Annotated in this window: 20 protein-coding genes; 9 read left to right on the top strand and 11 right to left on the bottom strand. The window is 42.7% G+C overall.

What is annotated here, in order from left to right; translation table 11 throughout:
• Positions 1-183 precede the first annotated feature (183 nt).
• From AC2FA3_RS00245 to AC2FA3_RS00235, 3 genes are all read left to right on the top strand, one after another.
• Entirely contained in the window at positions 184-1,290 is a 1,107-nt protein-coding gene (locus AC2FA3_RS00245) for an AI-2E family transporter (protein ID WP_201544905.1), read from the top strand.
• Positions 1,291-1,584: 294 nt separating this feature from the next.
• Positions 1,585-2,388 carry a DnaA regulatory inactivator Hda gene (gene hda / locus AC2FA3_RS00240; protein WP_201544906.1) on the top strand — a complete coding sequence of 268 codons (804 nt, stop codon included), beginning with the start codon at positions 1,585-1,587 and terminating at the stop codon, positions 2,386-2,388.
• 67 nt (positions 2,389-2,455) lie between these two features.
• Complete coding sequence (locus AC2FA3_RS00235) at positions 2,456-3,154, top strand: DUF2057 family protein (RefSeq protein WP_490507783.1); 699 nt, start codon at positions 2,456-2,458, stop codon at positions 3,152-3,154.
• Positions 3,155-3,278: 124 nt separating this feature from the next.
• Here AC2FA3_RS00235 and AC2FA3_RS00230 read toward each other — a convergent pair whose 3' ends face one another.
• Both AC2FA3_RS00230 and AC2FA3_RS00225 read right to left on the bottom strand, forming a co-directional pair.
• Positions 3,279-3,767 carry a Dps family protein gene (locus AC2FA3_RS00230; protein ID WP_490507782.1) on the bottom strand — a complete coding sequence of 163 codons (489 nt, stop codon included), beginning with the start codon at positions 3,765-3,767 and terminating at the stop codon, positions 3,279-3,281.
• Between the two features lie 347 nt (positions 3,768-4,114).
• Entirely contained in the window at positions 4,115-4,780 is a 666-nt protein-coding gene (locus AC2FA3_RS00225) for a YcxB family protein (protein WP_490507781.1), read from the bottom strand.
• 525 nt (positions 4,781-5,305) lie between these two features.
• Here AC2FA3_RS00225 and serS point away from each other — a divergent pair.
• From serS to AC2FA3_RS00205, 4 genes are all read left to right on the top strand, one after another.
• Entirely contained in the window at positions 5,306-6,592 is a 1,287-nt protein-coding gene (gene serS, locus AC2FA3_RS00220) for a serine--tRNA ligase (RefSeq protein ID WP_490507780.1), read from the top strand.
• Positions 6,593-6,900: 308 nt separating this feature from the next.
• Positions 6,901-8,898 carry a transketolase gene (tkt, locus tag AC2FA3_RS00215; protein WP_490507779.1) on the top strand — a complete coding sequence of 666 codons (1,998 nt, stop codon included), beginning with the start codon at positions 6,901-6,903 and terminating at the stop codon, positions 8,896-8,898.
• A 330-nt stretch (positions 8,899-9,228) separates the two neighbouring features.
• A complete protein-coding gene (locus tag AC2FA3_RS00210; protein WP_490507778.1) occupies positions 9,229-10,215 on the top strand; it encodes a DUF3644 domain-containing protein in 987 nt (328 codons plus the stop codon).
• 425 nt (positions 10,216-10,640) lie between these two features.
• Positions 10,641-10,961 (top strand): hypothetical protein, encoded by a 321-nt coding sequence (locus AC2FA3_RS00205; RefSeq protein ID WP_490507777.1) that lies wholly within the window; start codon positions 10,641-10,643, stop codon positions 10,959-10,961.
• Between the two features lie 163 nt (positions 10,962-11,124).
• Here AC2FA3_RS00205 and AC2FA3_RS00200 read toward each other — a convergent pair whose 3' ends face one another.
• Positions 11,125-11,730: a YceI family protein gene (locus AC2FA3_RS00200; protein ID WP_490507776.1), complete on the bottom strand. Its 606-nt coding sequence runs from the start codon at positions 11,728-11,730 to the stop codon at positions 11,125-11,127.
• A gap of 225 nt (positions 11,731-11,955) precedes the next feature.
• Between AC2FA3_RS00200 and AC2FA3_RS00195 the strand changes: the two genes are divergently transcribed.
• Complete coding sequence (locus AC2FA3_RS00195) at positions 11,956-13,005, top strand: NERD domain-containing protein (RefSeq protein ID WP_490507775.1); 1,050 nt, start codon at positions 11,956-11,958, stop codon at positions 13,003-13,005.
• 5 nt (positions 13,006-13,010) lie between these two features.
• Here AC2FA3_RS00195 and AC2FA3_RS00190 read toward each other — a convergent pair whose 3' ends face one another.
• From AC2FA3_RS00190 to exaC, 8 genes are all read right to left on the bottom strand, one after another.
• Positions 13,011-13,982, bottom strand: coding sequence for a peptide ABC transporter ATP-binding protein (locus AC2FA3_RS00190; protein WP_490507774.1), 972 nt, complete (start codon positions 13,980-13,982; stop codon positions 13,011-13,013).
• Positions 13,972-15,060, bottom strand: a complete 1,089-nt coding sequence (locus tag AC2FA3_RS00185; RefSeq protein ID WP_490507773.1) for an ABC transporter ATP-binding protein — start codon at positions 15,058-15,060, stop codon at positions 13,972-13,974. Before AC2FA3_RS00185 ends, AC2FA3_RS00190 begins: the two co-directional genes overlap by 11 nt.
• Before the next feature lies 1 nt (position 15,061).
• Positions 15,062-15,976, bottom strand: a complete 915-nt coding sequence (locus AC2FA3_RS00180) for an ABC transporter permease (RefSeq protein WP_490507772.1) — start codon at positions 15,974-15,976, stop codon at positions 15,062-15,064.
• A 151-nt stretch (positions 15,977-16,127) separates the two neighbouring features.
• Positions 16,128-17,144 carry an ABC transporter permease gene (locus tag AC2FA3_RS00175; RefSeq protein WP_490507771.1) on the bottom strand — a complete coding sequence of 339 codons (1,017 nt, stop codon included), beginning with the start codon at positions 17,142-17,144 and terminating at the stop codon, positions 16,128-16,130.
• 176 nt (positions 17,145-17,320) lie between these two features.
• A complete protein-coding gene (locus tag AC2FA3_RS00170) occupies positions 17,321-18,961 on the bottom strand; it encodes an ABC transporter substrate-binding protein (protein WP_490507770.1) in 1,641 nt (546 codons plus the stop codon).
• A gap of 536 nt (positions 18,962-19,497) precedes the next feature.
• Positions 19,498-21,141, bottom strand: coding sequence for a GMC family oxidoreductase (locus AC2FA3_RS00165; protein ID WP_490507769.1), 1,644 nt, complete (start codon positions 21,139-21,141; stop codon positions 19,498-19,500).
• A 232-nt stretch (positions 21,142-21,373) separates the two neighbouring features.
• The gene (locus AC2FA3_RS00160; RefSeq protein WP_490507768.1) at positions 21,374-21,700 is read right to left on the bottom strand and encodes a DUF779 domain-containing protein; all 327 of its coding nucleotides are present in this window, start codon (positions 21,698-21,700) and stop codon (positions 21,374-21,376) included.
• Positions 21,701-21,818: 118 nt separating this feature from the next.
• Positions 21,819-23,345: an acetaldehyde dehydrogenase ExaC gene (gene exaC / locus AC2FA3_RS00155; RefSeq protein WP_490507767.1), complete on the bottom strand. Its 1,527-nt coding sequence runs from the start codon at positions 23,343-23,345 to the stop codon at positions 21,819-21,821.
• Between the two features lie 274 nt (positions 23,346-23,619).
• Between exaC and AC2FA3_RS00150 the strand changes: the two genes are divergently transcribed.
• Positions 23,620-25,548, top strand: a complete 1,929-nt coding sequence (locus AC2FA3_RS00150; protein ID WP_490507766.1) for an AAA family ATPase — start codon at positions 23,620-23,622, stop codon at positions 25,546-25,548.
• Positions 25,549-25,591: the final 43 nt, after the last annotated feature.

The raw sequence follows: 25,591 nt of genomic DNA, 5'->3' as shown, positions 1-25,591 counted from the left end.
AACAAAAAATGACTGCTTTTTTGTTGGACTCTGCGATAATAGAACGCCAAAGTCGTTGGCAAAACCTACGACAATGACGCTGCTAAATAACATAATAAATATAAAGTTGCTAACGACATAACTTGATTAAAAAACCATCATAAGCCAGCATTTTACATTGACTTAATCGTAGGGTTACCCTTAATGATAAACCAACCAATAGATCCCTTTTTCCGACGCTTATTCATCGTCGTTGCGATTGTTGTGACCGTGTTTTTACTGTATTTGATGATGCCGGTTATCGTACCGTTTGTCGTTGCCTTTGTACTGGCTTATTTATTCAATCCACTGGTCAAGCGTTTATCAAAATATATCAAGCGTTGGATGGCGATTATTATTGTTTATTCGACCATTACCCTTGGTATGGTGCTGCTGCTTTGGTGGTTAATACCAACCTTATGGCACCAACTGCAAGCGGCGTGGGAATATCTGCCCAAAGTATTAAATTGGTATAACCAAGTTGTGCGTGAGTGGTTTGCCAATAATAGCCGCATTCGTCTGCCAGAACTAGAAGCTAAAGGTTTTTCTGAAACCTTGGTTGATTATATGCAAACCAATTACAAGTTTGCTGATGCCAGTACCATGATGAGTCAAATACTGGCCTCTAGTATGAATTTTATTAATAATGCTGGCTTGATTGTATTAGTGCCGATTTTAACCTTTTATTTCTTGTTTAATTGGGACAAGCGTTTACAGACGTGGCGGCTCGCTATTCCGGCGGCTTATAATGAAAAAGTCGTTCAGATTGCCAAAGAATGTGATCAGGCGCTGATGGCATTTATTAAGGGTCAGCTGTTGGTCATGGTACTACTGGGCGCGATTTATGCGATACAGTTGCAGCTTATCGGACTTGAGCTTGGCTTGATTATTGGTATGGTCGCTGGAGTTGCTAGCTTTGTTCCGTACTTGGGTTTTGGTATCGGTTTTATTTCCGCGATTATAGCCTGTCTGTTCCAGTTTGGCTTAGACTGGACTTATCTAGCGTTGATTGTTGGGGCATTTTTAGTAGGGCAAGCGGCAGAAGGTTATGTTTTGCAGCCACTATTATTAGGTGACAAGATTGGTCTGTCACCGTTATGGGTTATCTTTGCGGTATTGGCAGGGGCAAGTTTGCTGGGCTTTGTTGGTATGCTTATCGCACTACCGGTGTCCGCTGTGCTTAATGTTTTATTCCGTCATCTGTATGCTTATTACCAATCTACTGACTTTTATAAAGGTCGTAAACAGTTGGCTTTATTTGAAGAAAAATAAATTTATAATAAATTAATCTTGTAGCGCTTTTTTTTGCTAGTTAAGTGTGAATTTTAGCACCTCATCAATCATTAAGAGTTTATTGTAAAATGGATAAATAGGGACTGATTGGGCTTAATGGGTAAAAGACTTGTCAGTCATTTTGCAAATATGTTATATATAGGCGCAGTATCAACGGTATTTGCCGTTACTAGGTTGGCTTTGATAAGTGTAAAAGTTAGCAAAGCCAGTTTACAGAATATTAGTCGTTTAGCCTTTTTAGTGATTGCGCTACGCAAACCGAGTTGATGATTCATGGCAGAAGCACAGCTAAGTCTCAATCTGGACATTAAGCATGATGCGAGTCTCAGCGACTTTGCCGGTCCGGGTTGGATGTCTATTATCGATGCAGTGCGGCAGCTCCATGTCGGCCTGATTGGTCAGCTGTACCTATTTGGCAGCCCAGAGACGGGCAAGTCGCACTTATTATCCGCCATTTGTGAGTCGTTTATTGAGATGGACAAATCGGCAATTTGTCTGTCATTGAATGAGCTGATTCATACCGATGTCAATGTTCTATCCTCTCTAGAGAATTTTTCCCTGATTGCGATTGATGATTTAGAGGTGCTTGAGCAAAGCAGTCAATGGCAAGAAGCATTGTTTCACCTGATTAATCGTAGCCGCGAAGGGCAGCGTCAGCTGATTTTTGCTTCTAACAAACCGGCGACCGAATTGCCATTTCAGCTAACAGACTTGCTTACCCGTTTGGCGCAATCGCCAAGCTTTAAAGTGCCGACAGGTCACGATTTGGCAGACCGTCAGGCATTGTTGCAGTCTATCTTACGAAGGCGTGGTTGGCAGTTCGATGAGCGCATTATTGATTATTTGCTTACTGAAGGCCCGCATCGTATCGGCGCTATGATGGACGTGCTGAACTATATTCAGCCGATGTTCTCTAATCTTGGGCGCAGTAATATATCCAAAGCGGTCATCAGTGATGCGCTGCGTACCATCGATGAGCAGACGCTTGCCGCCGAGCTTGCCGATATCGCCCAAGAAACGCAAGTAGATAATGATGTCGCCAATCAAGACCAACATACCATGCCGCTGGATTTTTAATATTTCATTTTTTAACAATCATAACCACGCCCTTTATACCGCCACCTTACTATCTCTGGAATAAATTATGAAACCAAACGCTTCTTTGCTAAAAAAACTGACTGTTGGCTCGTTACTAATGACTGCTGGCTCAGTATCGATGTTATCGCATGCTGCAGTGACCTTGCTTGTCGATGACCATATCAAAGTGACTGCGATTAATGGGCAAGAAATCCAGCAAAGCGCGTTTCAGCCATTGAAGAAGTCGTTTACCTTAGAGCCGGGTCAGCACGCGATTACCGCTAAATATGATCGTTTATATAACTTGCGCCGTGATGAGCATGATTATTTGCGCTCGGGTAATGTGAGTGTGACGGCAGAATTGAAAGACAATCAAACCTACCGTCTCACCATGCCAAATCAGCCAGAAAAATATGAAGCGGCAAGAGAGTATGCTAAGCGTCCAACACTGGCAGTGCAGCAGAATAACACTATCGTGGCAAGCCAGCAGAGTCTAGGCGGCAATCAAGGTAGTTTGTTGTCAGGTTTGGGTAAAACATTGGGCGGCGTATTTGGTGGCGCTGATGATGCCGAGCTACAAAACCAACGTGCGATAGCTGCTTTAGGTCAATCTACTGCCAGCACTGTAAATACAGGCGCAGTGACCACGGTTTCGCAAACCACAAGCGCTGCTGTATCTACCAATACTTTAGATCAGTTTATGCAAATTTGGCTCCAAGCAACCCCAGCTGAGCGCGAGAAAATGCGTCAGTGGATTCAAAAGTAAAAAATAATTAATTAGCAAACAAAGCACAAAAAAAGCACCTAAATTAGGTGCTTTTTTCTTACTTACTCATTCACTAATGACGTTTTTAGAAACGGTAATTTAGTGATAACTGATTATTTAGCAGTTATTTAGCCAAAAAAGCGTTATACATCCAAATCAGCTTTTCTTGCTGCTGTACGTACTCATCAACTAAGTCAGCCGTACCTTGGTCTTCAGCTTTCTGTGCTAACGCTGATACTTCACGTTGCTCTTCAATCAGCGCTTGTAGGCCAGTCACCACGCCTTTCACACAAGCATTACCGTCTTTTACGTTTTTATCTTCTTGAATACTGGTATGTTGGCTAAAGTCGCTATAAGCATGAAGCGGCGTGCCACCCAAGGTTAAAATACGTTCAGCGATTTCATCAATTTCTACTTGTAAATTGGTGTACAGCTCTTCGAACTGTGGGTGCAAGGTAAAGAAATGCTCACCTTTTACGTTCCAGTGATAGCCACGTACGTTGATGTAAAACATATGATAGCTTGATAATAGGCTGTTTAGCTTCGCAATCACTTCGCTCATATCTGCTTTTTCTAGACCGATTTGGTTGGTTGCATTATTAGTATTACTCATAATATTATCCTTATAGTTTGAGTGTTCATTTAATAGGCTGATTATTTTTATAAATGTAAACTTTAACAGCCTGACATAAATGTAGAAGCCTAAGAGTGTAGCAAGTCGTCTCCTGCATTGCTATGCTCGTTATATATCTTCTATGCTTTTTATTGCTTCTACACCTTGTCTGTTCATGCTTATTATAATAGCAAAGGAACCATTATAAGTTAAATTCAATTAATCTAAGTCTGTAATTGATTTACCTAAACTACGATATCTTTGCTATTCAGTCTATAGTGTATAATTCAAGCTATACAATCTATCCTATAAGACTAATACTTAATGCTAACAACCTAGCAGCCGATTTATATTTTTGCAGGTGGTTGCAAGTTTTCAGGGTTTAAGCCTTTAGCAGGAATCACTTCTAATAAATGCTGACGTACCGTATCGATGGGAAACTTCTGCGCTTGTAAGCGTTTCGGAACGATTTGGCTGCCTTGCTGACCTTTCATCTCAAACATCATAAAGATATAGTCATCAGTTTCATCCCAACTTTTAATTGCAGTCCATGGAATAACCGCTTGCTGAGTGCTACCCGGACGCATTTGCATGCCGCGCATCTGATTGCTATTAAACATATCAGGCTGATTGACAGGCACTGCCATCACAAGACCATGCTTTTGTACCCCCAATTTCATTTGGCGCATCTCATCGGGCATTTTTTGGTCAGCGACTTGTTTTTCAAACTCTCTTTTGACATACCATTTAAAGCCAAGGGTACGAACCAACAGATAAATAACCACAGACGCTAGCATGAGCCAAAAAATAATGGTCGAGTAACCGGTCAAAAAAACCAGACCAGCAAGGGCTAAAATGACAGCCACTGCCATAATAATCCACTCTTTCATCTTAATGCTTGACAGACCAAAAGACGGGCTAGCACTGGCAAATAGCTCATACTGTGCTTGGTGAAATTCAGCCTCGGTTAAGTTTAAGGCGACAGGTTGTAGCGTGTAGGGGTACAGGGCCATAAAGGTTTCTCAGATACTTAGATTAAAAGCGTGGGATGAAAAGCGCCAAAGCGAAGCTGCGATGCCGTGCTTGGCTGGCAGTAGAATAAAGATATGCGCTTATCTTACCGAAAACTGCTCTTAAATGAAACATATAAGCGGGTCTGTTGACGGATAGCAGGGTTATTTCTCAGATAGCATCGTTATTTATGGGAGGGTTAATCAGAGGGCTTGGTTAATAAGAGAATTATGCGGCTTATATTATGGCGTCTTTACTTAGCAAAGCTGCTGTAAAGAACAGGCGAGATTTAGCCGAAATATAGCCAAAACATGGTCAAATCTGCTGGGTCTTGGTATGATAGTGACTATTATTTATTCTTATGATTCACATGGCGTCATTGCGCAGCTTTATAACGATATTGTAAGGCTTTGCACGCTATTTTTTGTTTTACCTCATTACTTGGCTACTTAATATAGCTACTTATACTTTGCTACTATTTTTCTCTTTTAATTTCTTACTCACTTTTAGCGCTACAGGCAACTATTATGATTGACCCAAAACTCTTACGCGGTGATTTAACGGATTTACAACAGCAGCTTGCCACTCGTGGTTATACGCTTGATATGGCGTTTTGGCAAAATATTGAAAACGAACGTAAATCCTTGCAAGTCAAAACTGAAGAGCTGCAATCGCGCCGTAATGCGGGTGCTAAGCAAGTGGGTGCGCTAAAAAAATCGGGCGAAGATGCCAGTGAATTATTAGCAGAAATGCAAAGTGTCAGCGGTGAGATTAAGACAGCCGAAGATGAGCTGCGTACTCTACAAGAGCGCATTAGCCAAGCAGCAATGCAAATCCCAAATATCCCAGCAGCAGATGTGCCATTTGGTACGTCAGAAGACGATAACATCGAAGTGCGCAAATGGGGTACGCCGCGCGCGTTTGATTTTGAGATTCAAGATCATACTCATATCGGCGAGACACTGGGTATGCTCGACTTTGAAGCCGCAGCAAAGCTCACGGGTAGCCGTTTTAACGTTTTAAAAGGCCAGCTTGCGCAAATGCATCGCGCTTTGATTCAGTTTATGCTCAATACCCATACCATCAAATATGGCTACACTGAAACCTATGTGCCTTATATTGTGAACTCTGAGAGTTTAAAAGGTACAGGTCAATTACCGAAATTTGAAGATGATTTGTTTAAATTGACCAATCATACTAATAATGAAGGTACAGATTTTTATCTGATTCCAACGGCGGAAGTACCGATGACCAACTTGGTACGTGGTGAGCGCTTAGATATTAAAGAGCTGCCATTAAAATTTACTGCCCATACGCCTTGTTTCCGTAGTGAAGCCGGCTCACACGGTCGTGATACCCGTGGTCTGATTCGTCAGCATCAGTTTGAAAAAGTTGAGATGGTCAATATTGCTAGTGCTGAGCAATCAGATGAGTTGCTTGAGGCGATGACGGGACAAGCGGAGTATATCTTACAGCAGCTTAATCTGCCGTACCGCGTGGTCAAATTATGTACTGGTGATATGGGCTTTGCGGCACAAAAAACTTACGATATCGAAGTGTGGTTACCTAGCCAAGAGACCTATCGTGAAATCTCTAGTTGCTCTAACTGTGGCGATTTCCAAGCACGCCGTATGGGCACGCGCGTTAAAGATGGCAAGCAGACCAGTTTGGCGCATACGCTAAATGGTTCAGGTTTGGCCGTTGGTCGTACTTTACTTGCGGTGATGGAAAATCATCAAAACGCTGATGGTAGCATCACCATTCCAGAAGTGTTGCGTCCATTTATGGGTGGTATTGAAATCATTAGCGCTTAATAAGTCAGTTATCTATCATAATTTTAACAATAAGCGGCGAGTCACTAAGCGGACTCGCAGTTTGTAATTAGCAATCTAACATTGTTTGTCGTTTAACAAAACTGATAGGAGTGATTGCTAAATACAAACGCTCCTGTCAGCGCATTTTTAGTTTGGCTTATGGCAAATATGTTAAAATTGTCATTTAATATGGTCGTTTAATTAAATCCCTAATTCTTAAGAGCGTTTATCGCGTTCTTATTCTATCTATTATTCCATCGATTTTTTGTTTGTCATCCATACTTCTCATTTGAATATTAGGACACTCTATGCCAGCTCCAATTAGCGAACGTAAATTAGCCAATGCCATCCGTGTGTTGTCGTTTGATGCGGTTCAAAAAGCCAACTCTGGACATCCAGGCGCGCCGATGGGCATGGCTGATATTGCTGAAGTTTTGTGGCGTAAGTTTTTAAAGCACAACCCAGCCGATCCACAATGGCATAACCGTGACCGCTTTGTGTTATCAAACGGTCATGGCTCAATGCTCATTTATTCACTGCTGCATTTAACGGGTTATGATGTCAGCGTTGATGACCTAAAAGGTTTTCGTCAGTTGCACTCAAAAACCCCAGGCCATCCTGAGCTTGGCTATACCCCAGGTATTGAAACCACGACTGGTCCATTAGGTCAGGGTATTGCGAACGCCGTTGGTTTTGCAATTGCAGAGAAGACGCTAGCGGCGCAGTTTAACCGTGACGGTCATAACATCGTTGATCATCACACTTATGCATTCCTAGGCGATGGCTGCTTGATGGAAGGTATTAGCCATGAAGTCTGCTCGTTGGCTGGCACGTTAGGTCTTGGCAAGCTGGTATTCTTTTATGATGACAATGGCATCTCAATCGATGGGAATGTCGAAGGCTGGTTTACTGACGATACGCAAGCCCGCTTTGAAGCCTATGGCTGGCAGGTGATTAAAGTTGACGGTCATGATACCGATGAGATTACGCAAGCGACTGAACAGGCGATCAAAGAAACCACTAAGCCAAGCTTAATTATTTGTAAAACTACGATCGGTGCGGGCAGCCCAAACAAGCAAGGCTTAGCGGCTAGCCATGGTGCACCATTGGGTGATGATGAAATTGTCTTAACCCGCGATGCGCTATCTTGGAAGCATGCACCATTTGAATTAGATGACGAAATCTATGAAGCGTGGGATGCTAAAGCGAAAGGTGACGTACAACAAAAGAACTGGGATGCAGACTTTGACGCTTATAAAAAGGCCTATCCTGAACTAGCAGCTGAGTTATTACGTCGCTTAAACGGCGAATTGCCAGCTGATTTTGAAAGCCAAGCACAAGCTTATATTCAGCAAACGCAAGAGCAGGGCGGTGATGTTGCCAGTCGTAAAGCCAGCCAAAATGCCATTAATACTTTGCAGCCATTATTGCCAGAGCTGTTAGGCGGTTCAGCAGATTTGGCTGGCTCGAACCTTACGCTATTTAAAGGCGCGAAAGGTATTGAGACTGATACTGATGGCAACTATATCTATTATGGTGTGCGTGAGTTCGGTATGACCGCGATTGCCAATGGTATCGCGCTACATGGCGGCTTTATCCCTTATGTGGCAACCTTCCTGATGTTTATGGAATATGCACGTAACGCAGTACGCATGGGCGCATTGATGAAACAACGTATCATTCATGTTTATACGCATGACTCTATCGGTCTGGGTGAAGATGGTCCTACTCATCAGCCAGTCGAGCAATTAACCAGTTTACGTACCACGCCTAATCTACGTACCTGGCGTCCTTGTGATGCGACCGAATCTGCCAGCGCTTGGGTTGAGGCTATTAAGTCTGAACACAATCCATCGGCACTTATCTTTAGTCGTCAAAGCCTGCCACATCAAGCACGTGATAGCGAGCAAGTCGCTAACATCACTAAAGGTGGCTATGTCCTAGCGAAAGAGCAAGGCGAGCTACAAGCGATCATCATCGCTACTGGTTCAGAAGTTGGCCTCGCGATGGAAGCGTACGAAACATTGAGCGCAAATGGCGTTGGCGTCCGTGTAGTATCTATGCCGTGTGCAGAAATCTTCGTTGAGCAAGATGCTAGCTACCGTGAAGCGGTATTGCCAGCCAATATACGTGCTCGCGTTGCAGTAGAAGCGGCACATGTGGACTACTGGTATAAGTTCGTTGGTCTAGATGGCAAAGTCATCGGCATGACCACTTATGGCGAATCTGCTCCTGCAGACCAGTTATATAAAGAGTTTGGTATCACGACTGAAGCAGTGGTTGAGGCTGTGAATAGTTTGGTTTAATTCAGGCTTAGTTTTTAAGTCTTGAGTTAAAAAAAGAGCTGTTGGAGTAATCTGGCGGCTCTTTTTTTTGTGATTAATTTTTAGTTTTGAATGATTATAAATGAATCGATAGGTAGGTTGGTGTAGAGGTACGAGACCCAATAACTTATTTAATCGAAACGTTGGGTGTCGCAAGCTCCGCCCAACCTACACGCTTAATCAAGCAGAGTAACGGCTTCAATCAGGATTAAAACACGGCATAAGATAACTATTGTGTGTTAAATTGATTCGAACTAAATTCTAGTATTATCGATGCTCTAAGCTTACCTTACGTACTAATAGGAATAAAAGATGAAATCTCGTTATAAGCTAATGTTAGAGAAATCTATATCAGCTATGTTGTCAGCTATAGAAATATACAATAAACCTGACTTTAAATATCGGGAAGAAACTTTTTCTGTTCTATGTATAAATTCGTGGGAACTTTTATTAAAAGCTAAAGTACTTAACTTATCAAGCAATAGACTGTCATCTTTATATGTAAAAGAACGTAAGACTTTGAAAAATGGTAAAAAGTCTCAGCAATTAACTCCTAAGAAAAATCGTTCTGGAAATCCTATGTCAGTTAGTCTGCAACAAGCTTATAAAATAATAACTGAAGAATATGGTGTCAAAATTGATAAGGCTATCAATGATAACATTCTAGCACTAACTGAAATTAGAGATAACTCGATCCATTTTGTTAATAATGACTTGCTTCTATCACTGAAAGTTCAGCAACTCGGAAGCGCTTCGCTACAAAACTATTTACACCTAGTGTCTTTATGGTTTGGAGATATGCTGTCCAATTATAACTTCTATCTCATGCCGTTATCTTTTTTCAGGAATTTTGACAAAGCCCCGGGTGTTATATTGAACGCTAACGAAAAAAATGTTCTGACTTATATTAAGAGTATTGAAGAAAAGTATGACGATATTGATGTTAGTGACTATAACTTAACCCTTAACATTGATTTGAATTTTCAAAAGGTTAAAAGTGATTCTAGTATCCCCGTTCAATACTCGAATGATGAGAATGCATTAAAGGTAATCTTATCTGAAGAGGATATAATTGGAAAGTATCCTTGGGATTACGATGTTTTAAGTAAACAACTATCAAAGAGATATACTGATTTTAAAAGAAATGCCAAGTATCACGAGATACGTAAAAGTTTTGAAAATGATAAAAGTTTCACTCATATAAGGTTAATGAATCCTAGAAATCCTGAATCAGGGCAAAAAATTTTCTATAGTCCGAATATTCAAAAGGAATTTGATAAACACTATACAAAAAAATAGGCAATACTTCGCCTGAGCATCAACACTAAAGCTATACACGCGAGGGACGAGCGCCGAACGAAACTCTTAAAGAATACCGACCCATACCTCGCATATTTCCCCAATTTTAAAGTATTCATATCTAGAGGCTCATCTTTTTATCTCTTGGCTCCCCGTGATTTTCAAATAAATTAAACTTTTTATAGTTGCCGATGCTTTGCTTTTAAAAGCTTTGCGAAATAATTGATATTAATTAATTCTCGGTTTTAACCAAGCTTAATGTAATGTTCTATAGTGAGCCGTTATTAGTGTTATATCTGGTTTGTTAATTTAAAGCGAGCTTAAGGACGTGTACCTGTTTTGTACTGGGACGTTGATTAGACATGAAGATTGACTTACCATCAAGTATCTAAATGTCTTATATAATATGATTCAGGAGAGTTATCATGTCGAATAAATCTGTTAAAAAACAAGCGAAAGATGATATTACGTTAAGTAAAAAGGTTCAAAAAAAGCTAAGTAAGCTGAATCTGCAGCGTCAAAAAGAGCAAGATAAAGTAGACAAGGTGCGTCAAAAAGAGCTAGAAAAGTTAGATAAACAGCGTCAAAAAGAACAAGACAAAGTGGATAAGAAGATTCAAGGAATGATAGACGATATCAACCAAAAGGCAATTAAAAAGCAAGAAAAAATAGATACCAAAATTCAGAAAAGAAGAAATAAAATAGACAAAGCTGGTATAGCAGAAGATCAAATATGGCAGTACTAAAAATTTTAAAAAATATGGTTTTAATATTTAATAGGTTTTCGATTGATTTTTCAGGTCATAATGATTCTAAATAATAGAGCGTTTCTGTAAAAGAGCGTCTTAAAAATCTATTGTGTTATCTACCCAACTTAGAACTTCTAAGTTGGGTTTTTTTGTCACTTAATTAATTAGCAGCAATCAGCTTACCTGATATCTCAAGTGGGATGATATTACTAATAAGTTTTGGGAAGGCCGTCACCCCGTAGCTATAGCGATCGACCATACCTGTCGCGCGAAACTTTAACGTCGGTTGAGAGGTTGCAGGGTCAATTTCGACATCCGATAGAGTAACTCTCACCGTCAACGGTTTGGTTTGACCTAAAACCGTAAAATCACCGGTTACATTGGCTTCTTTAGGCGTAATCATCGTGACTTTTTTTGAGACAAACGTCATCGTCGGATATTGCTGTGTATTTAGCAGCTCTTTTCGGCGCAAAAAGGCATCGCGTAGACCGCGCTCGGTGTCGATACTATTGGTATGCACGGTAAAATTGATGGTCGTGCTTGCAGGTTTTTTGACATCATAATTGATGGCGCCATTTACCTTACGGAACTTACCATCGGTGGTCGCCTTGCCTAAGTACTTGACCTCAAAATCCACATTGGTCTTTGGTACATCCAGCTTCCACTTTTGTGGCATCGTGCTCGCGGCCAGCCCCATTACCGGTAAGGAGAATAATAAAGAGGTGCTTAACGTAATTTTAAGCCAAGAAGTGGCGCGTGTATTCATACGTATGATCCAAATGGTAGCAATAAAGTTGTCAGTATTGAAAGTGCTTTTAGAGCGGTTTTAAAGTAGTACTGAGCGTTATAGCTTAAATAATAATGCGATAGCGTACTACAACTGTGCTGTTTCAATGTATTATTAAAGTTATGGGTTGTTATAAAAGTAAGCATTAGTAAGGGATTATCGCTTAAAATAAATAATGTAATTCTCTATATAGTAGAAACAATCATGTCGCTAATGTCCAGCTTTAAAGGTGTTTTAGGCGAAACCGTCATTAACATTGCCATGTGGTTAAAACTTGAAAAAGATGTTTATCATCGCCTGAATAATATCACTTTGCCATTGGCAAATGGTGGCAGTACCCAAATTGATCATGTCATCGTCTCTATATATGGCATCTTTGTCATCGAAACCAAAAACTATAAAGGATGGATATTCGGTAATGAGAAACAAAGACAGTGGACGCAGGTCATCATGGGTCGTAAGTATAAATTTCAGAATCCACTGCGGCAGAATTATCTGCATATCAAAACATTAGCAGATTTGTTAGAGCTGGATTTGAGTTATTTCCATTCGATGATTGCGTTCATTGGTGAGTGTGAGCTTAAAACTCGCGATGAGTTACCAGAGCATGTATTGACGAGCGGCATGGCATCTTATGTTAAGAAAAAACAACATGAGTTATTAACCCAAGATGAAGTGAAAGCTATCGTTGAGCAGATTGAAAGCAACAGATTTAGTAAATCTTTGAAAACCAATAGGCAGCATAAAGCCTATTTAAAAGACAAACATAGCCCGTCAAATAAGCAAGCTAGTGATAAACCAAATGCTAAAGCAGTGACTAAACCAGCTAATCAGCCTACGTCTGAGCCATTAGTAAAAGAGTCTCCTAAAAAAACCATCCTTCAAAGCATAGGAGTGCCGCGATGGTCTGGTCAAACAGAAGTGGCGCAGGCTGCTGATATAGTTATTACGCCGTCTACCAGTATTCCGCCTAGCAATAAACAGCCTATCCACAAGCAGTTCAGCAAAAATGATGTTTTTCTTACACCGTTTGAGATTATAGAGTCGGAGCTAAAAACACATAAAACGGCGGCCATTGAGCTAATAGATTATGTAACTATTTTAGCTCAAGCGCCAAATTGCCCTAAGTGCAATAGCGAGATGGTTAAACGCGTTGCCAAAAAAGGTGCTCGCCAAGGTCAGACCTTTTTTGGTTGTAGCCAATTTCCTAAGTGTCGCGGTGTGGTGAATGGTAATTTGGATGTAGTTATCTAGTTATCCTAACCATAGATTTCTTCTAAGCGTAAACACGCAACCAATCGACCGTCCCACTCTCGCAGTTTTGGCTCTACTTCACTACATTGTGGTTTGGCATAAGGACAGCGCTTGTGCAGGGCGCAGCCACTTGGCGGATTAAGCGGACTCGGTAGCTCACCATGTAGAGTTAAATCATTTTTATGACCACTGACAGTCGGTGCGGCTGCCAATAAAGCAATAGTATAAGGATGCTTTGGTGCATTATAGATGGCTTCTTTAGACCCATGCTCAACAGCTTGACCGAGGTACATCACCATCACATCGTCGGCGACATGGCGCACTACTGACAAATTGTGTGAGATAAAAACGTAAGCGGTATAATATTCGTCCTGTAAATCCATAAATAGATTTAACACTTGCGCTTGAATCGATACATCGAGCGCTGAGGTTGGCTCATCAGCGACGACAATTTTTGGATTAAGCATCATTGCGCGGGCAAGCGCAATCCGTTGGCGCTGACCACCTGAAAACATATGTGGATAACGGCCCGCATGTTCAGGACGTAGACCGACATTTCTCATCATATCGTTTATTTTGTCACGCTTTTCGTCTTTAGATAGCTTGGTATGAATATCTAAGGGTTCAGTCAATTGATAGCCAATCGTATGACGCGGGTTTAGGCTGCCATAAGGGTTTTGGAATACCATCTGAATTTCTGTACGCAATTCTTTGAGCGCTTTTCTGCTGTAGCCGGTCGTTGCTTCATCGTTGATAAACAGCTCGCCGTTAGTCGGCTGCTCAATAAGCGTCAACTGGCGGGCAAGCGTTGATTTACCGCAGCCTGACTCACCAACGACTGCAAGCGTCTTTCCCGCTTCAAGCTCAAACGAGATACCATTTAACGCTTTAACATAAGCTTTAGGCTTGCCCAATCCTTGTGAGACGGGGTAATGCTTGTGTAGGTTGTCTGCTTTTAAAACCACTTTATGATTCATGCTGTGACTCCAAAGTAGCAGGGTGAGGGGTAGAGGTGCGAGTAGGTAGATTAGGCAATGCAGAGTGAATACAGCGCACTTTGCCATTGGGCGTATCTAAAATGGGCGGCGGTACTTCACAAGCCGGTTCTTTATACGGACAACGCGGAGACAATAAGCAACCGCTTGGGCGATCATATTGGCTTGGCACCACACCCGGCAAACTGTTGAGCCTGTCTTGTCCAATAGCCAGCTCAGGGATGGCTTGCAGCAAAGCTTCGGTGTAAGGGTGCGCAGGATGTTGAAAAATCTCCGGCACTGTACTGGTTTCGACCACTTGTCCGGCATACATGACGGCGACATCGCGTGAGTTTTGCGCGACCAAACCCAAGTCATGGGTGATAAGTACCATTGCCATTTGTTTTTCGCGTTGTAAACGGCTGAGTAAATCCATAATTTGCGCTTGCACCGTGACATCAAGCGCGGTGGTTGGCTCATCGGCGATAAGTAGTTTCGGCTCGCAAGCAATCGCCATTGCAATCATAACCCGCTGACTCATACCGCCTGATAGCTGATGCGGATATACTTTGAGTCGATTTTTGGCATCCGGCATCTCAACCAATTCTAACAGCTCTAAGATACGTGCTTGTACTGCTGAACCACGTAAACCAAGATGCTTGCGCAGTACTTCACCCAATTGCATCTCAATGGTGAAGCTTGGATTTAGGCAAGACATGGCATTTTGAAAAATCATAGAAATGTCTTTGCCAATGATGCCGCGTTTCTCTTTTGCTGACATACTCAGCATATCTTTATTGTCAAACATAACTCGCTTGGCGCGCACGGTGGCAGAAGGCGGCAACAGTCCCATTAAGGCCATCATAGTGACTGACTTACCTGAACCAGATTCACCAACGACGGCAATGACTTCGCCTTGGGTGATTTTTAAGGACACGTCATCGACGGCGCGAAAAGCACGCGCGCCTTGACCAAAGGTGACCGAAAGGTTTTCAATATCTAACAACAGTGGCGCTTCTCTTATTAACGAGCCATTCATGGAAGTATGGGTAAGCGCTGTTTTATTTAAGGTATCAGTCATCTTAGGTCACCTGCTTCAATTTAGGATCTAGCGCATCGCGTAGGCCGTCACCGGTCAGGTTAATTGATAAAGCAGCTAAAAAAATGGCAACACCCGGCCAAATAGCGAGCCAAACATTACTTTGAATATATTGCCGCGCTGTCCCTAGCATTGCGCCCCATTCTGCATCAGGTGGTTGTACGCCAAAGCCTAAGAAACCAATCGCCCCTGCCTCTAAAATAGCAGAGGAAAAAATCATCGTCGCTTGGACGATAAGCGGTGCCATACAGTTGGGTAAAATGGTGATAAACAATAAGCGCAGCACGCCAGCCCCCATGACTTGCGAGGCAACAAAGTACTCACGTTGTAGCTCTACCATGGCGGTAGCGCGTGTCAGACGGATAAAAGGTGGCGTACAAACCAAGGCAATGGTAATAATTGTATTGGTCATAGATGGCCCTAAGATAGCCGCAATAATAATCGCCAATAGCAAGCTTGGATAAGACATTAAAATATCATTGACTAGCATCACCGCTTTGCCCCAAACCTTTGGCCAAAACGCGGCGCTAAGCCCTAACGAGACGCCGACCAACATGGCAAGGGTCGTCGCGCTAAGACCGATAAATAGGGAATAACGCGCGCCATACATCACTCGAGACAAGGTATCTCGACCGGCATCATCAGTCCCAAGCCAAAACATCTTATCACCGCCACTTAAAAATGCGGGTGGCAATTGCTCTTGACCGGTAAACAATTCATAAGGGTCGTGTGGCGCAAGGGCAGGCGCAAGTATGGCGATAATCACCATCAAGGCCAATACAATAAAACCCAGTACCGCGCCTTTATTGCGGCAAAATGTCGATAAAAATAGCTGCCAAGATGACGGCGGTGTGGCGGCCATTAGCTTAAGATCAGAGGGAAGAACAGAAGGCTTCATGAGCATTTCCTACAGTGACTAGCGCTTTGCTAATATTTAAAGTTTTAGAGTTTTAGCCTTAATAAGTATTAAGAATTTGCTAAAAGATTACTCAAAACCATGCAAACAACAATAGCCACTATTTATAATATGAGTATTTATTAATGTTAAATTAAGAGGTATGTCGAATACGCGGATTGATCAGACCATACAAAATATCAATAAATAAACTAACCAAAATCAAGGCGGTGGCGACCAATAAGATACCGTTTTGCACAATAGGATAATCACGGGTAAAGAAGCCATCGAGTAGCCAATTACCAACACCCGGCCAACTAAAGATAGTCTCAGTGATAATAGCGCCAGCAAGCAAAGTTGCCATTTGTAAGCCAATCACCGTCACCACAGTAATCAGGGCATTGCGCATAACGTGTACCAATATCACGCGGCGCGGCGATAAGCCTTTGGCTCGCGCTGTTCGCACGTAGTCCTCATCTAACACTTCTAGCATGGCCGAGCGCGTCATGCGTGCAATCATCGCGAGTGGAATGGTCGATAAGGCAATAGACGGTAGGATAAAGTGTTTCACCACGTCCCAAAATGCGCCAGGTTCTCCTGACGTCAAAGACCCTAGTAACCATGAACCATATAAAGGTTTGACGTCTAAAAACTGCGCGACAGATATCACCCCAGCGACGGGTAACAGGCCTAAATAGTGGGCGAATATACCGGTTAGGATAGGTCCCAATAGATAGATGGGCATAGAATAGCCTGCTAGCGCGCCTGACATCAAGGTGTAATCAATCCATGTACCACGGCGTAACGCGGCAAAAATACCTAAGCTAACCCCAATGACGCTGGCAATGACAATGGCGCATACCGCCAGCTCTAAGGTTGGTACAAAATGGGCAAAGAAGTCTGGTAATACGGGGGTACGGGTGCGAAAGGAGACGCCAAAATCTCCGGTCAATATGCCGGTTAAGTAATCCCAATATTGGACAATAAGAGGTTTGTCCAATCCAAGTCTTTCTAATGCACGAGCATGTAGCGCAGGATCGACCATACGTTCGCCCATCATAATCTCGACGGCATCTCCAGGTACGAGACGAATCAGAGTGAAGGTCGATAGCGTTAAGCCAAGATAAACAGGAATTAGAATGGCAATACGACGCAAAATATAAAGTAGCATGGGCTGCTCAATAGTTGTGGTTTAATGATTGGAGTGTTAGCAGTGATGAGAGTGTCCGTGACAGAATGCTTAACAAAGCGTTTAACTCATATAAATACGGCTGGAGCAGAGAGTCTGACCCAGCCGAATACAAATTAAACAATCGTGCATGTCGTACCGGACTTAATTAAGCGACGCTATTCAATCTTCACACCATCGAAGCGTATGGCACCAAGCGGACTGATTTTATAATCGACAACATTTGGTGCAGTGAATACGGTTACTACCGAATGCGCCATTGTCGTCCAAGGCAATTGCTCTTTGAATATCTGCTGAGCTTTTACGTAGTCATTAATCCGATCATCTTGATTGGTAATCTGACGAGCACTGGTTACTAAACTGTCAAAGTCTTTATTACACCAGCGCGAGTAGTTATTACCCCCGACAGCATCACAAGACAATAACGAACCAAGCCAGTTATCTGGATCCCCATTGTCGCCCGTCCAACCAGCTAAAATAACATCGGGCTCACCTTTAGCAGCACGTTTTAGATACTCGCCCCACTCATACGTCACAAGTTTGGTATCAACGCCAATTTTTGCCCAATCTGCTTGTAGCATTTCAGCCATAAGTTTGGCATTCGGGTTGTACGGGCGCTGCACTGGCATATACCAGAGATTGATGGCAAGTTTGTCCGCGCCTGCTTCTTTCATAAGCGCTTTGGCTTTTTCGACATCATAAGGTGCATCTTTAATCGATTTATCGTAACCCCACTGCGTTGGTGGCATCGGATTGGTTGCTTTAAGCCCTTCACTTTGATAAACCGCATTAATGATGGCGTCTTTGTTGATGGCCATATCTAATGCTTGACGCACTTTAAGGTCGCTAAGCTTTGGTTTTTCAACGTTATAGCCGACATAACCGACGTTGAAGCCTGGTTGATCAAGAACCGTGACCTTACCAGATTTTTTGACGGAATCAATTTCGGCAGGTTTTGGGTAAGCAGAGACATGACATTCGCCAGCTTGGACTTTTTGCGCACGAACCGCTGAATCTTTGGTGATGACAAAGACTAGATTGTCGATATGAATGTCATCTTTGTTCCAATAGTCTGGATTTTTGGTATAACGAATTTGGGCGTCTTTTTGATAGGAAGTAAAGACGAAAGGTCCGGTACCTACTGGTTTGGTGTTGATATCAGCAGCGTTACCGGCAGCCATTAATTTGTCTGCATATTCAGCAGAATCGATGTAAGCAAAAGCCATCGCTAAGTTTTGCAAAAACGGCGCATTGGTCTCACTTAGGGTGATTTTTACGGTATTTTCATCGACTTTTTCGATATTAGAGATGAGATCAGGCAACCCCATGCCGACAGAGTACGGGAACTCAGCAGGATAAGCTTTATTAAATTCAAACTCAGGATTGGTGATACGTTCTAGCGTAAAGACAACGTCGTCAGCGTTAAAATCGCGGGTTGGGGTAAAGTAATCGGTTTTACCAAATTTGACGCCTTTACGTAGATTAAAGGTATAGGTTTTGCCGTCTTCGCTAATATCCCAGCTTTCGGCTAAGGCTGGCTGAATCTCAGTGCCATCTCTTTTGAATTCTACCAAGCCATTGTAGATAGGATAAGCGCTCGCATCAAAATCAGTACCTGCCGTATACTGTGCGGGATCGAAGCCAGCAGGGCTGCCTTCTGAGCAATAAAGTAATGTTTTTGCCGCTTTAGAGTCTGAGCTGGCAGCAGAGTCATCAGTGGTTTTGTTATCGCCGCTACAGGCGCTGATACCTAAGATAACCGTCGCTAACATGGTCAATTTGAAAAGTGATTTTTGCATTATTACATCCTATGTAATTATAATTAGTTGCCAATCATCTTTATAAGTTCGTTTGCGAACCATAAATATGCTTGACGTACTTTTAATTCCCTTTAAAGCAATTGTTTATATCGTATTATTGATAAGCAGATAAAAAATGCGTCAGGTTCTATAAACCTTCAGTCAGGTTTGCAAAAAATACTGATATAAATAAGTCGTTTAAATATACTCTTTTAATCAGTGTTAATGCAAGGCATCTATAAACTAATTTTGATAGAAAAAATTTCGTTTTAATATCTTTATTGCCGAATTTATTATTCGCCATTGAATTCAGTAAGCTAGCACAGCTTATCGATTTTTTCCGTATTCTAAAAACCAGAACATAGATTGCTAATATAGGATGGTCTAAATAAGTCCTAAAGATAGCAACGAAAAAATATGAGCCGCATTTTTATACAATCAGCTTATTTTCATTTTATCGAATATAAAGTTTTAAATAGATAAGATTGTTAAAGAAAAGCAGCCATAATAAGCTGCTTATCCCATCCTAACGTATTTTATGACGCGGCTAGCTCAATATGATTATGCTTTGCCTTAATCAGATCTGCCATTCTTTCAGCAATCATAATCGTTGGCGCATTGGTATTGGCGCTTATCAAGGTCGGCATCACAGACGCATCAATGACGCGTAGTCCATTGACGCCGCGTACTTTTAATTCTAAGTCGACTACTGAATCGCTATCTGAACCCATACGGCAGGTACCAACAGGATGATAGATAGTATCTGACTTATTGCGAATATACCCGAGCATGCTGTCTTTTTCGATATAAGGGGCAGGGTAGTCTTCAGTAATATATTTGGCGATGGGCGCTTCTTGCATGATAGCCCGCGTACGCTCAGCGCCCGCCACCATATACTCTACATCTTTTGGATGTGAGAGATAATTTGGATCAATCAGCACCGCATCAGAAGGATTTGCAGAATCAAGCCTGACGGTGCCACGGCTTTCAGGGCGCAGATAGCAGCTATGACAAGAAACGGCAAAGCCGCGTCTAAGATCACGACCATGCTCAATCACGCGCGATATGACAAAATGCAACTGAGTATTTGGCCATTCTTTTGGATCATCACCGACACTAAAAAACGCGCCCGCTTCTGCATAGTTGGTAGACAGCAGGCCCGTGCCATCCTTTCTCCATTGGCGAATACTTTTGGTTAAGGTTGAAATACTTGCCATGCCAATACCGATGACATCAGTAGTATTGACCTCGTAATCAAAGACCACGTCTAAATGGTCTTGTAGGTTACCACCAACCTCAGGTGCATCGACTAAGACATCGATATCATGAGACTGCAAATGCTCAGCAGGACCAATACCCGATAACATCAGGACTTTGGGTGAGCCAAAGGTGCCACCTGATAAAATCACTTCATGGTTTGCCATCACTGTATGCTCGACGCCATCTTTTTCATAAGCGACGCCAACGGCTTGTTTGTCTTCAAAAATAACTCGGTTGGCTTGGGCATGGGTAATGACAGTCAAATTGGGTCGGCTTTGTACGGGATGTAGATAGGCGGCCGCCGCAGAGCAGCGTTGACCTTGTTTTTCGCCATGAAAATGGGTGACTTGATATAAGCCGGCGCCGTCCTGTTTTTTGCCATTGAAGTCATCATTTTGATCTAAACCATTGGCAACGGCAGCTTCTACAAATGCTTTTGATATCTCACGCGGACTCAGTAAGTCACTGACGTGCAAAGGTCCACTGTCACCATGTAGTTCATCCGCGCCATGGCTATTGTTTTCTGATTTTATAAAGTAGGGCAACACATCGTCAAATCCCCAACCTTCACAGCCTTGCTCAACCCAGCGCTCGTAATCAAGCGCACTACCACGAGTATAAATCATGGCGTTAATCGCTGATGAGCCACCCAAGCATTGCCCACGTGGTTGGAAGCCGCGCCGGTTATTGAGATGCGCTTGCGGGGTAGTATGAAAGCACCAATTGTTTAATTTCAGCGGCTTGCCTGGTACCAGAAGTATTAGACCTGCCGGGACACGAACGGCGAGGTCTTTGCCTTCACCGCCATATTCCAATAAGCAAACACTGATGTCTGGATTTTCTGTCAGTCGGCTGGCAAGCACGCAGCCTGCAGAACCGCCACCCACGATGACGTAATCAAACTTTGGATCAACTTCCATGTTATCTTCCTTATAGCATCCATGCTTATTAAAACGCGCTTATTAAAGCGAGTCTCTAAAATAGCTTCCGTCTTACAGTATCTATTATTTTGCTCAAATAATGCAATAAAAATGACCAAGTGGTATTTGGTAAAGTTATATTGTTCAAAATGTTATGAAAGATTCAACGGCCAATAAAATATAAAAATGTTCTGATATGACACTGATGGCCTATTGTGAATAAAGTAGCACTTTATACCGCGCATATTTCTGAACGGACGATAAAGCGCTTACCTTCAGGTATCTCTAACGAAAAACTGGCACCGCGTCCATCGATCACGTCTATGGTCAAATCCGTATGTTGCCAGAGTTTATGCTGCGCTTTACCCATATAAAAAGGACAACCAACCAACTCACCGATGAGCACGTCTTGGCCGCCGACTTTAAATTCACCCAATGGATAACACATGGGTGAGCTACCATCACAGCAGCCGCCTGATTGGTGAAACATCAGCTCGCCATGCTTAGATTTTAAAAGCTCGATTAGCGCTTTACAGGATTCTGTCGCCGTGACTTTCATAATTAACTCCTTTCAATTTATGAATCGCTCATTGTTATTACTGCTTTATTAAAGCAAAAATGCAACCTACCTAGCGATAGATTGCATTGATTCATTTATAAAATAACCAAAGACAGATTTAAAAGAAGCCCATCGCTTTAGGACTGTACGATACGAGCATGTTTTTGGTTTGCTGATAATGATCAAGCATCATCAGATGGTTTTCACGACCAATACCAGACTGCTTATACCCACCAAACGCTGAATGCGCAGGATAGAGGTGATAACAGTTCGTCCAAACGCGACCGGCTTTAATGCCGCGACCAAAACGATAAGCGCGAGTGCCGTTACGCGTCCAGACACCAGCACCTAGACCGTATAAGGTATCATTGGCAAGCGCCATCGCTTCTTCATCGTCTTTAAAGGTAGTGACGGCAAGCACAGGACCAAAGATTTCTTCTTGGAACACGCGCATATCATTAGTGCCTTCAAAGATGGTGGGCTGTACATAATAGCCGTTTGCCATATCGCCATCATGTTTGGCAATTTCACCGCCGACAAGGACTTTTGCCCCTTCTTTTTTACCGATATCGAGATAAGAGAGGATTTTTTCTAATTGATCTGAGCTGGCCTGAGCGCCAATCATGGTATCGGTATCGAGCGGGTTACCCATTTTGATGGCTTTAACGCGGGCGATACAGCGTTTCATAAATTCATCATAAATGCTTTCGTGCACGAGAGCGCGTGATGGGCAAGTACAGACTTCGCCTTGGTTCAGCGCAAACATCACCAAGCCTTCAACGGCTTTATCTAAGAAGTCATCGTCTTCATCCATAATATCGGCAAAGAAGATGTTTGGACTCTTACCACCGAGCTCTAGCGTTACTGGAATGATGTTTTCACTGGCGTATTGCATAATTAAGCGACCAGTAGTGGTCTCACCAGTAAAGGAAACTTTATCGATACGGGGGTTAGAAGCGATTGGCTTACCAGCTTCAACACCAAAACCGTTAACGACGTTTAGTACGCCTTTTGGTAAAATGTCCGCCGCGCCTATTAAGTCAAGCATGTACAGAACAGAAGCAGGAGTTTGCTCGGCAGGCTTGAGGACGACACAGTTACCCGCTGCAAGCGCAGGGGCAATTTTCCAAATCGCCATCAGAATAGGGAAGTTCCAAGGAATGATTTGACCGACGACACCTAGTGGCTCATGGAAATGATAGGCGACCGTGTCTTCATCAATTTGGCTAATGCCACCTTCTTGCGCGCGGATAACGCCAGCGAAGTAACGCAAATGGTCGATAGCGATCGGGATATCAGCGGCGAGGGTTTCGCGAACTGGTTTACCGTTTTCATAGCTTTCAGCGATAGCGATTGCCTCTAAATTGGCTTCGATACCGTCGGCAAGTTTGAGCAACATATTAGAGCGTTCAGTGACACTGGTTTTGCCCCAAGCGTCTTTGGCAGCATGAGCGGCATCTAGCGCGGCTTCGACATCTGCTTCTTTTGAGCGTGCGATTTGACAGAAGACTTTACCGTCGATAGGACTTGAGTTGTCAAAGTATTCACCATCGAGTGGCGCGACCCACTCACCATTGATGAAGTTGTCATATTTTTTGCGGAATTGGACGGGACTTTTTTCAGTATTGGGATAGGCGTATAACATGAACGATTCCTTGTTGTGTACTATGGTTATGTAGATAAACATACCTGGCCTTCCTGACCAAGCTATGACTCTATCGTACTGAGCTTTGGCTTTGAGCGATAATGACTTTTTATAATGATATATTTTGTATCACATAACTTTAGGTTATGTAAGCTTGGCGGGTTAAAGTGGTTCGCAAAACCGGCGTAGCTGTTATAATTGTGGACAGCTTTTCCCTCATAATTTGTACTTAAGCTCCTTTTCTTATTACTATTAACTAAATTGGTTTGGATATATGCGTCAATCTTCTGCTCTTGATATCTTAAAAACGGGTCAAAACGTGTTTTTGACTGGCTCAGCAGGTTCAGGTAAGACTTATACTCTCAATCAATATATTGATTATCTGCGCGCGCGCCGGGTACCGGTTGCTGTGACTGCCAGTACGGGTATCGCTGCCACGCACATGAACGGTACGACCATTCATAGTTGGTCGGGCATTGGTATCAAGGATGAGCTAACGGATCGCGACTTAAGCAATTTATCACGTAAGCAGTTTTTGGCAGACCGTTTAAAAGATACGGCTGTACTCATCATTGATGAGATATCAATGCTGCATGCTAAGCAGATTAATTTGGTCAGCCAAGTCCTTAAACATGTACGTAAAAATGATAAAGCATTTGGTGGTATTCAAGTCGTCGTTGCCGGTGACTTTTTCCAGCTGCCACCGATTGGCAGTAAAGGCGAGACCAACCGTGAGAAATTTGCCTTTATGTCTGAAGCTTGGCTCGATGCTAAGTTTCATATTTGCTACTTGTCTGAGCAACATCGGCAAGTCAGCGAGGCTGCGAATGGCGGACTTGATTTGGACGATATTCTCAATCAAATTCGCCGTCAAGAAGTGACGTTTGAAGCGATTGCAGCTTTAGAGGCGACCTTTGATCAAAATGTTGATATCAAACGTACCCGTCTGTATACCCATAATCTCAACGTTAATAGCATCAATGATAAAGAGCTTGCCGCGTTAGATGGCGAAATGATGCGTTTTACCGCCACATCTACGGGCGACACTAAACTGGTTGAGACGCTAAAAAAGACCGTCCGTACCCAAGATGATTTGGTATTAAAAGTCGGTGCCAAGGTAATGTTTATTAAAAACAATACCGAGCTTGGTGTCTCTAATGGCACAATGGGCGAGCTGATAGGCTTTGCCGCGGTTAAAATTGATGACAGTAAAGACAACAGTGATGATTTAATTGAAGATGATGACAGTGCTGAAAGTGATACTGATAAGAATATAAAAGGCAAAAGTAAAAAGACTACCAAAGACAAAGATAAACCAAAAGTTAAAAAACCAAGCACGCAAAAAATGCCTGTGGTTAGGCTAAATTCTGGTCGTGAAGTCATCGCTGAACCGGAAGAATGGATTATCGAAGATGAGACTGGTGACGTGCTGGCAAGCTATGAGCAAGTGCCATTATGCTTAGCTTGGGCGATTACCATTCATAAATCGCAAGGTATGACCCTTGATGCAGCGGAGATTGATTTGTCACGTACCTTTGAGTTGGGTCAAGGTTATGTGGCATTGTCACGACTAAAGTCGCTGGCAGGTCTACAGCTGCTCGGTATGAATGACATGAGCCTGCAACTCGATCCGTTAGCACGCGGCGCGGACAAACGCTTTTTAGCATTGTCTGATGAGGCTGATGCCAATTATGCCATGCTCGATGAAGAAAGCATGACGCAGGCGCATGAAAAATTTATTTTAAAGTCAGGCGGAACTTTGAGCAAGTCGGTGATTGATGCCTATGCCAACCTGCAGAAAAAACGCCGTGAGCAGCAGCAAGCGCAAATAGATAAAAAACAAACACTTGGCAATCAAGTCTCTGATAAGTCGGACAGCACCTTGCTCGCAACCCGAATTTTATTGGAAGAAAGCTTATCTATTGCAGAAATATCGCAAGCGCGTCAGCTGTCGCAATCGACCATTATGCGCCATATTGGCGATCTAAAATCTCAAGACCCAAGCCTTGCCTGTGATCATCTGCGTCCCGATGCTGAGGTGATGACAGGAGTGGGTAATGCCTATGTGGCGATTAAAGTCGCTAACAATCCAAATGACTTTAATGATGATGGCAGTATTAAGCTGCGCCCAATCTTTGACCATCTTAAGCAAACGATTGACTATAATACCATTCGTTTGGCATTGATTTTTATTACACCATAGCACCAAGTCAGTGAGAAAAATCTCTAAATAAATACTGTCACCA

Source organism: Janibacter sp. CoH_79_TC_3, from assembly GCF_058197955.1.
This window is presented reverse-complemented; position numbering and strand designations above follow the sequence as displayed.

Bases quoted from the DNA above. Each gene is read 5' to 3' on its own strand.
- AC2FA3_RS00170 (WP_490507770.1), bottom strand. From the start codon at position 18,961: ATGCAAAAATCACTTTTCAAATTGACCATGTTAGCGACGGTTATCTTA.
- hda (WP_201544906.1), top strand. From the start codon at position 1,585: ATGGCAGAAGCACAGCTAAGTCTCAATCTGGACATTAAGCATGATGCG.
- AC2FA3_RS00165 (WP_490507769.1), bottom strand. From the start codon at position 21,141: ATGGAAGTTGATCCAAAGTTTGATTACGTCATCGTGGGTGGCGGTTCT.
- tkt (WP_490507779.1), top strand. From the start codon at position 6,901: ATGCCAGCTCCAATTAGCGAACGTAAATTAGCCAATGCCATCCGTGTG.
- AC2FA3_RS00160 (WP_490507768.1), bottom strand. From the start codon at position 21,700: ATGAAAGTCACGGCGACAGAATCCTGTAAAGCGCTAATCGAGCTTTTA.
- AC2FA3_RS00175 (WP_490507771.1), bottom strand. From the start codon at position 17,144: ATGCTACTTTATATTTTGCGTCGTATTGCCATTCTAATTCCTGTTTAT.
- AC2FA3_RS00195 (WP_490507775.1), top strand. From the start codon at position 11,956: ATGTCGCTAATGTCCAGCTTTAAAGGTGTTTTAGGCGAAACCGTCATT.
- AC2FA3_RS00210 (WP_490507778.1), top strand. From the start codon at position 9,229: ATGAAATCTCGTTATAAGCTAATGTTAGAGAAATCTATATCAGCTATG.
- AC2FA3_RS00235 (WP_490507783.1), top strand. From the start codon at position 2,456: ATGAAACCAAACGCTTCTTTGCTAAAAAAACTGACTGTTGGCTCGTTA.
- AC2FA3_RS00190 (WP_490507774.1), bottom strand. From the start codon at position 13,982: ATGAATCATAAAGTGGTTTTAAAAGCAGACAACCTACACAAGCATTAC.
- AC2FA3_RS00150 (WP_490507766.1), top strand. From the start codon at position 23,620: ATGCGTCAATCTTCTGCTCTTGATATCTTAAAAACGGGTCAAAACGTG.
- AC2FA3_RS00245 (WP_201544905.1), top strand. From the start codon at position 184: ATGATAAACCAACCAATAGATCCCTTTTTCCGACGCTTATTCATCGTC.
- AC2FA3_RS00180 (WP_490507772.1), bottom strand. From the start codon at position 15,976: ATGAAGCCTTCTGTTCTTCCCTCTGATCTTAAGCTAATGGCCGCCACA.
- exaC (WP_490507767.1), bottom strand. From the start codon at position 23,345: ATGTTATACGCCTATCCCAATACTGAAAAAAGTCCCGTCCAATTCCGC.
- AC2FA3_RS00200 (WP_490507776.1), bottom strand. From the start codon at position 11,730: ATGAATACACGCGCCACTTCTTGGCTTAAAATTACGTTAAGCACCTCT.
- AC2FA3_RS00185 (WP_490507773.1), bottom strand. From the start codon at position 15,060: ATGACTGATACCTTAAATAAAACAGCGCTTACCCATACTTCCATGAAT.
- AC2FA3_RS00230 (WP_490507782.1), bottom strand. From the start codon at position 3,767: ATGAGTAATACTAATAATGCAACCAACCAAATCGGTCTAGAAAAAGCA.
- serS (WP_490507780.1), top strand. From the start codon at position 5,306: ATGATTGACCCAAAACTCTTACGCGGTGATTTAACGGATTTACAACAG.
- AC2FA3_RS00225 (WP_490507781.1), bottom strand. From the start codon at position 4,780: ATGGCCCTGTACCCCTACACGCTACAACCTGTCGCCTTAAACTTAACC.
- AC2FA3_RS00205 (WP_490507777.1), top strand. From the start codon at position 10,641: ATGTCGAATAAATCTGTTAAAAAACAAGCGAAAGATGATATTACGTTA.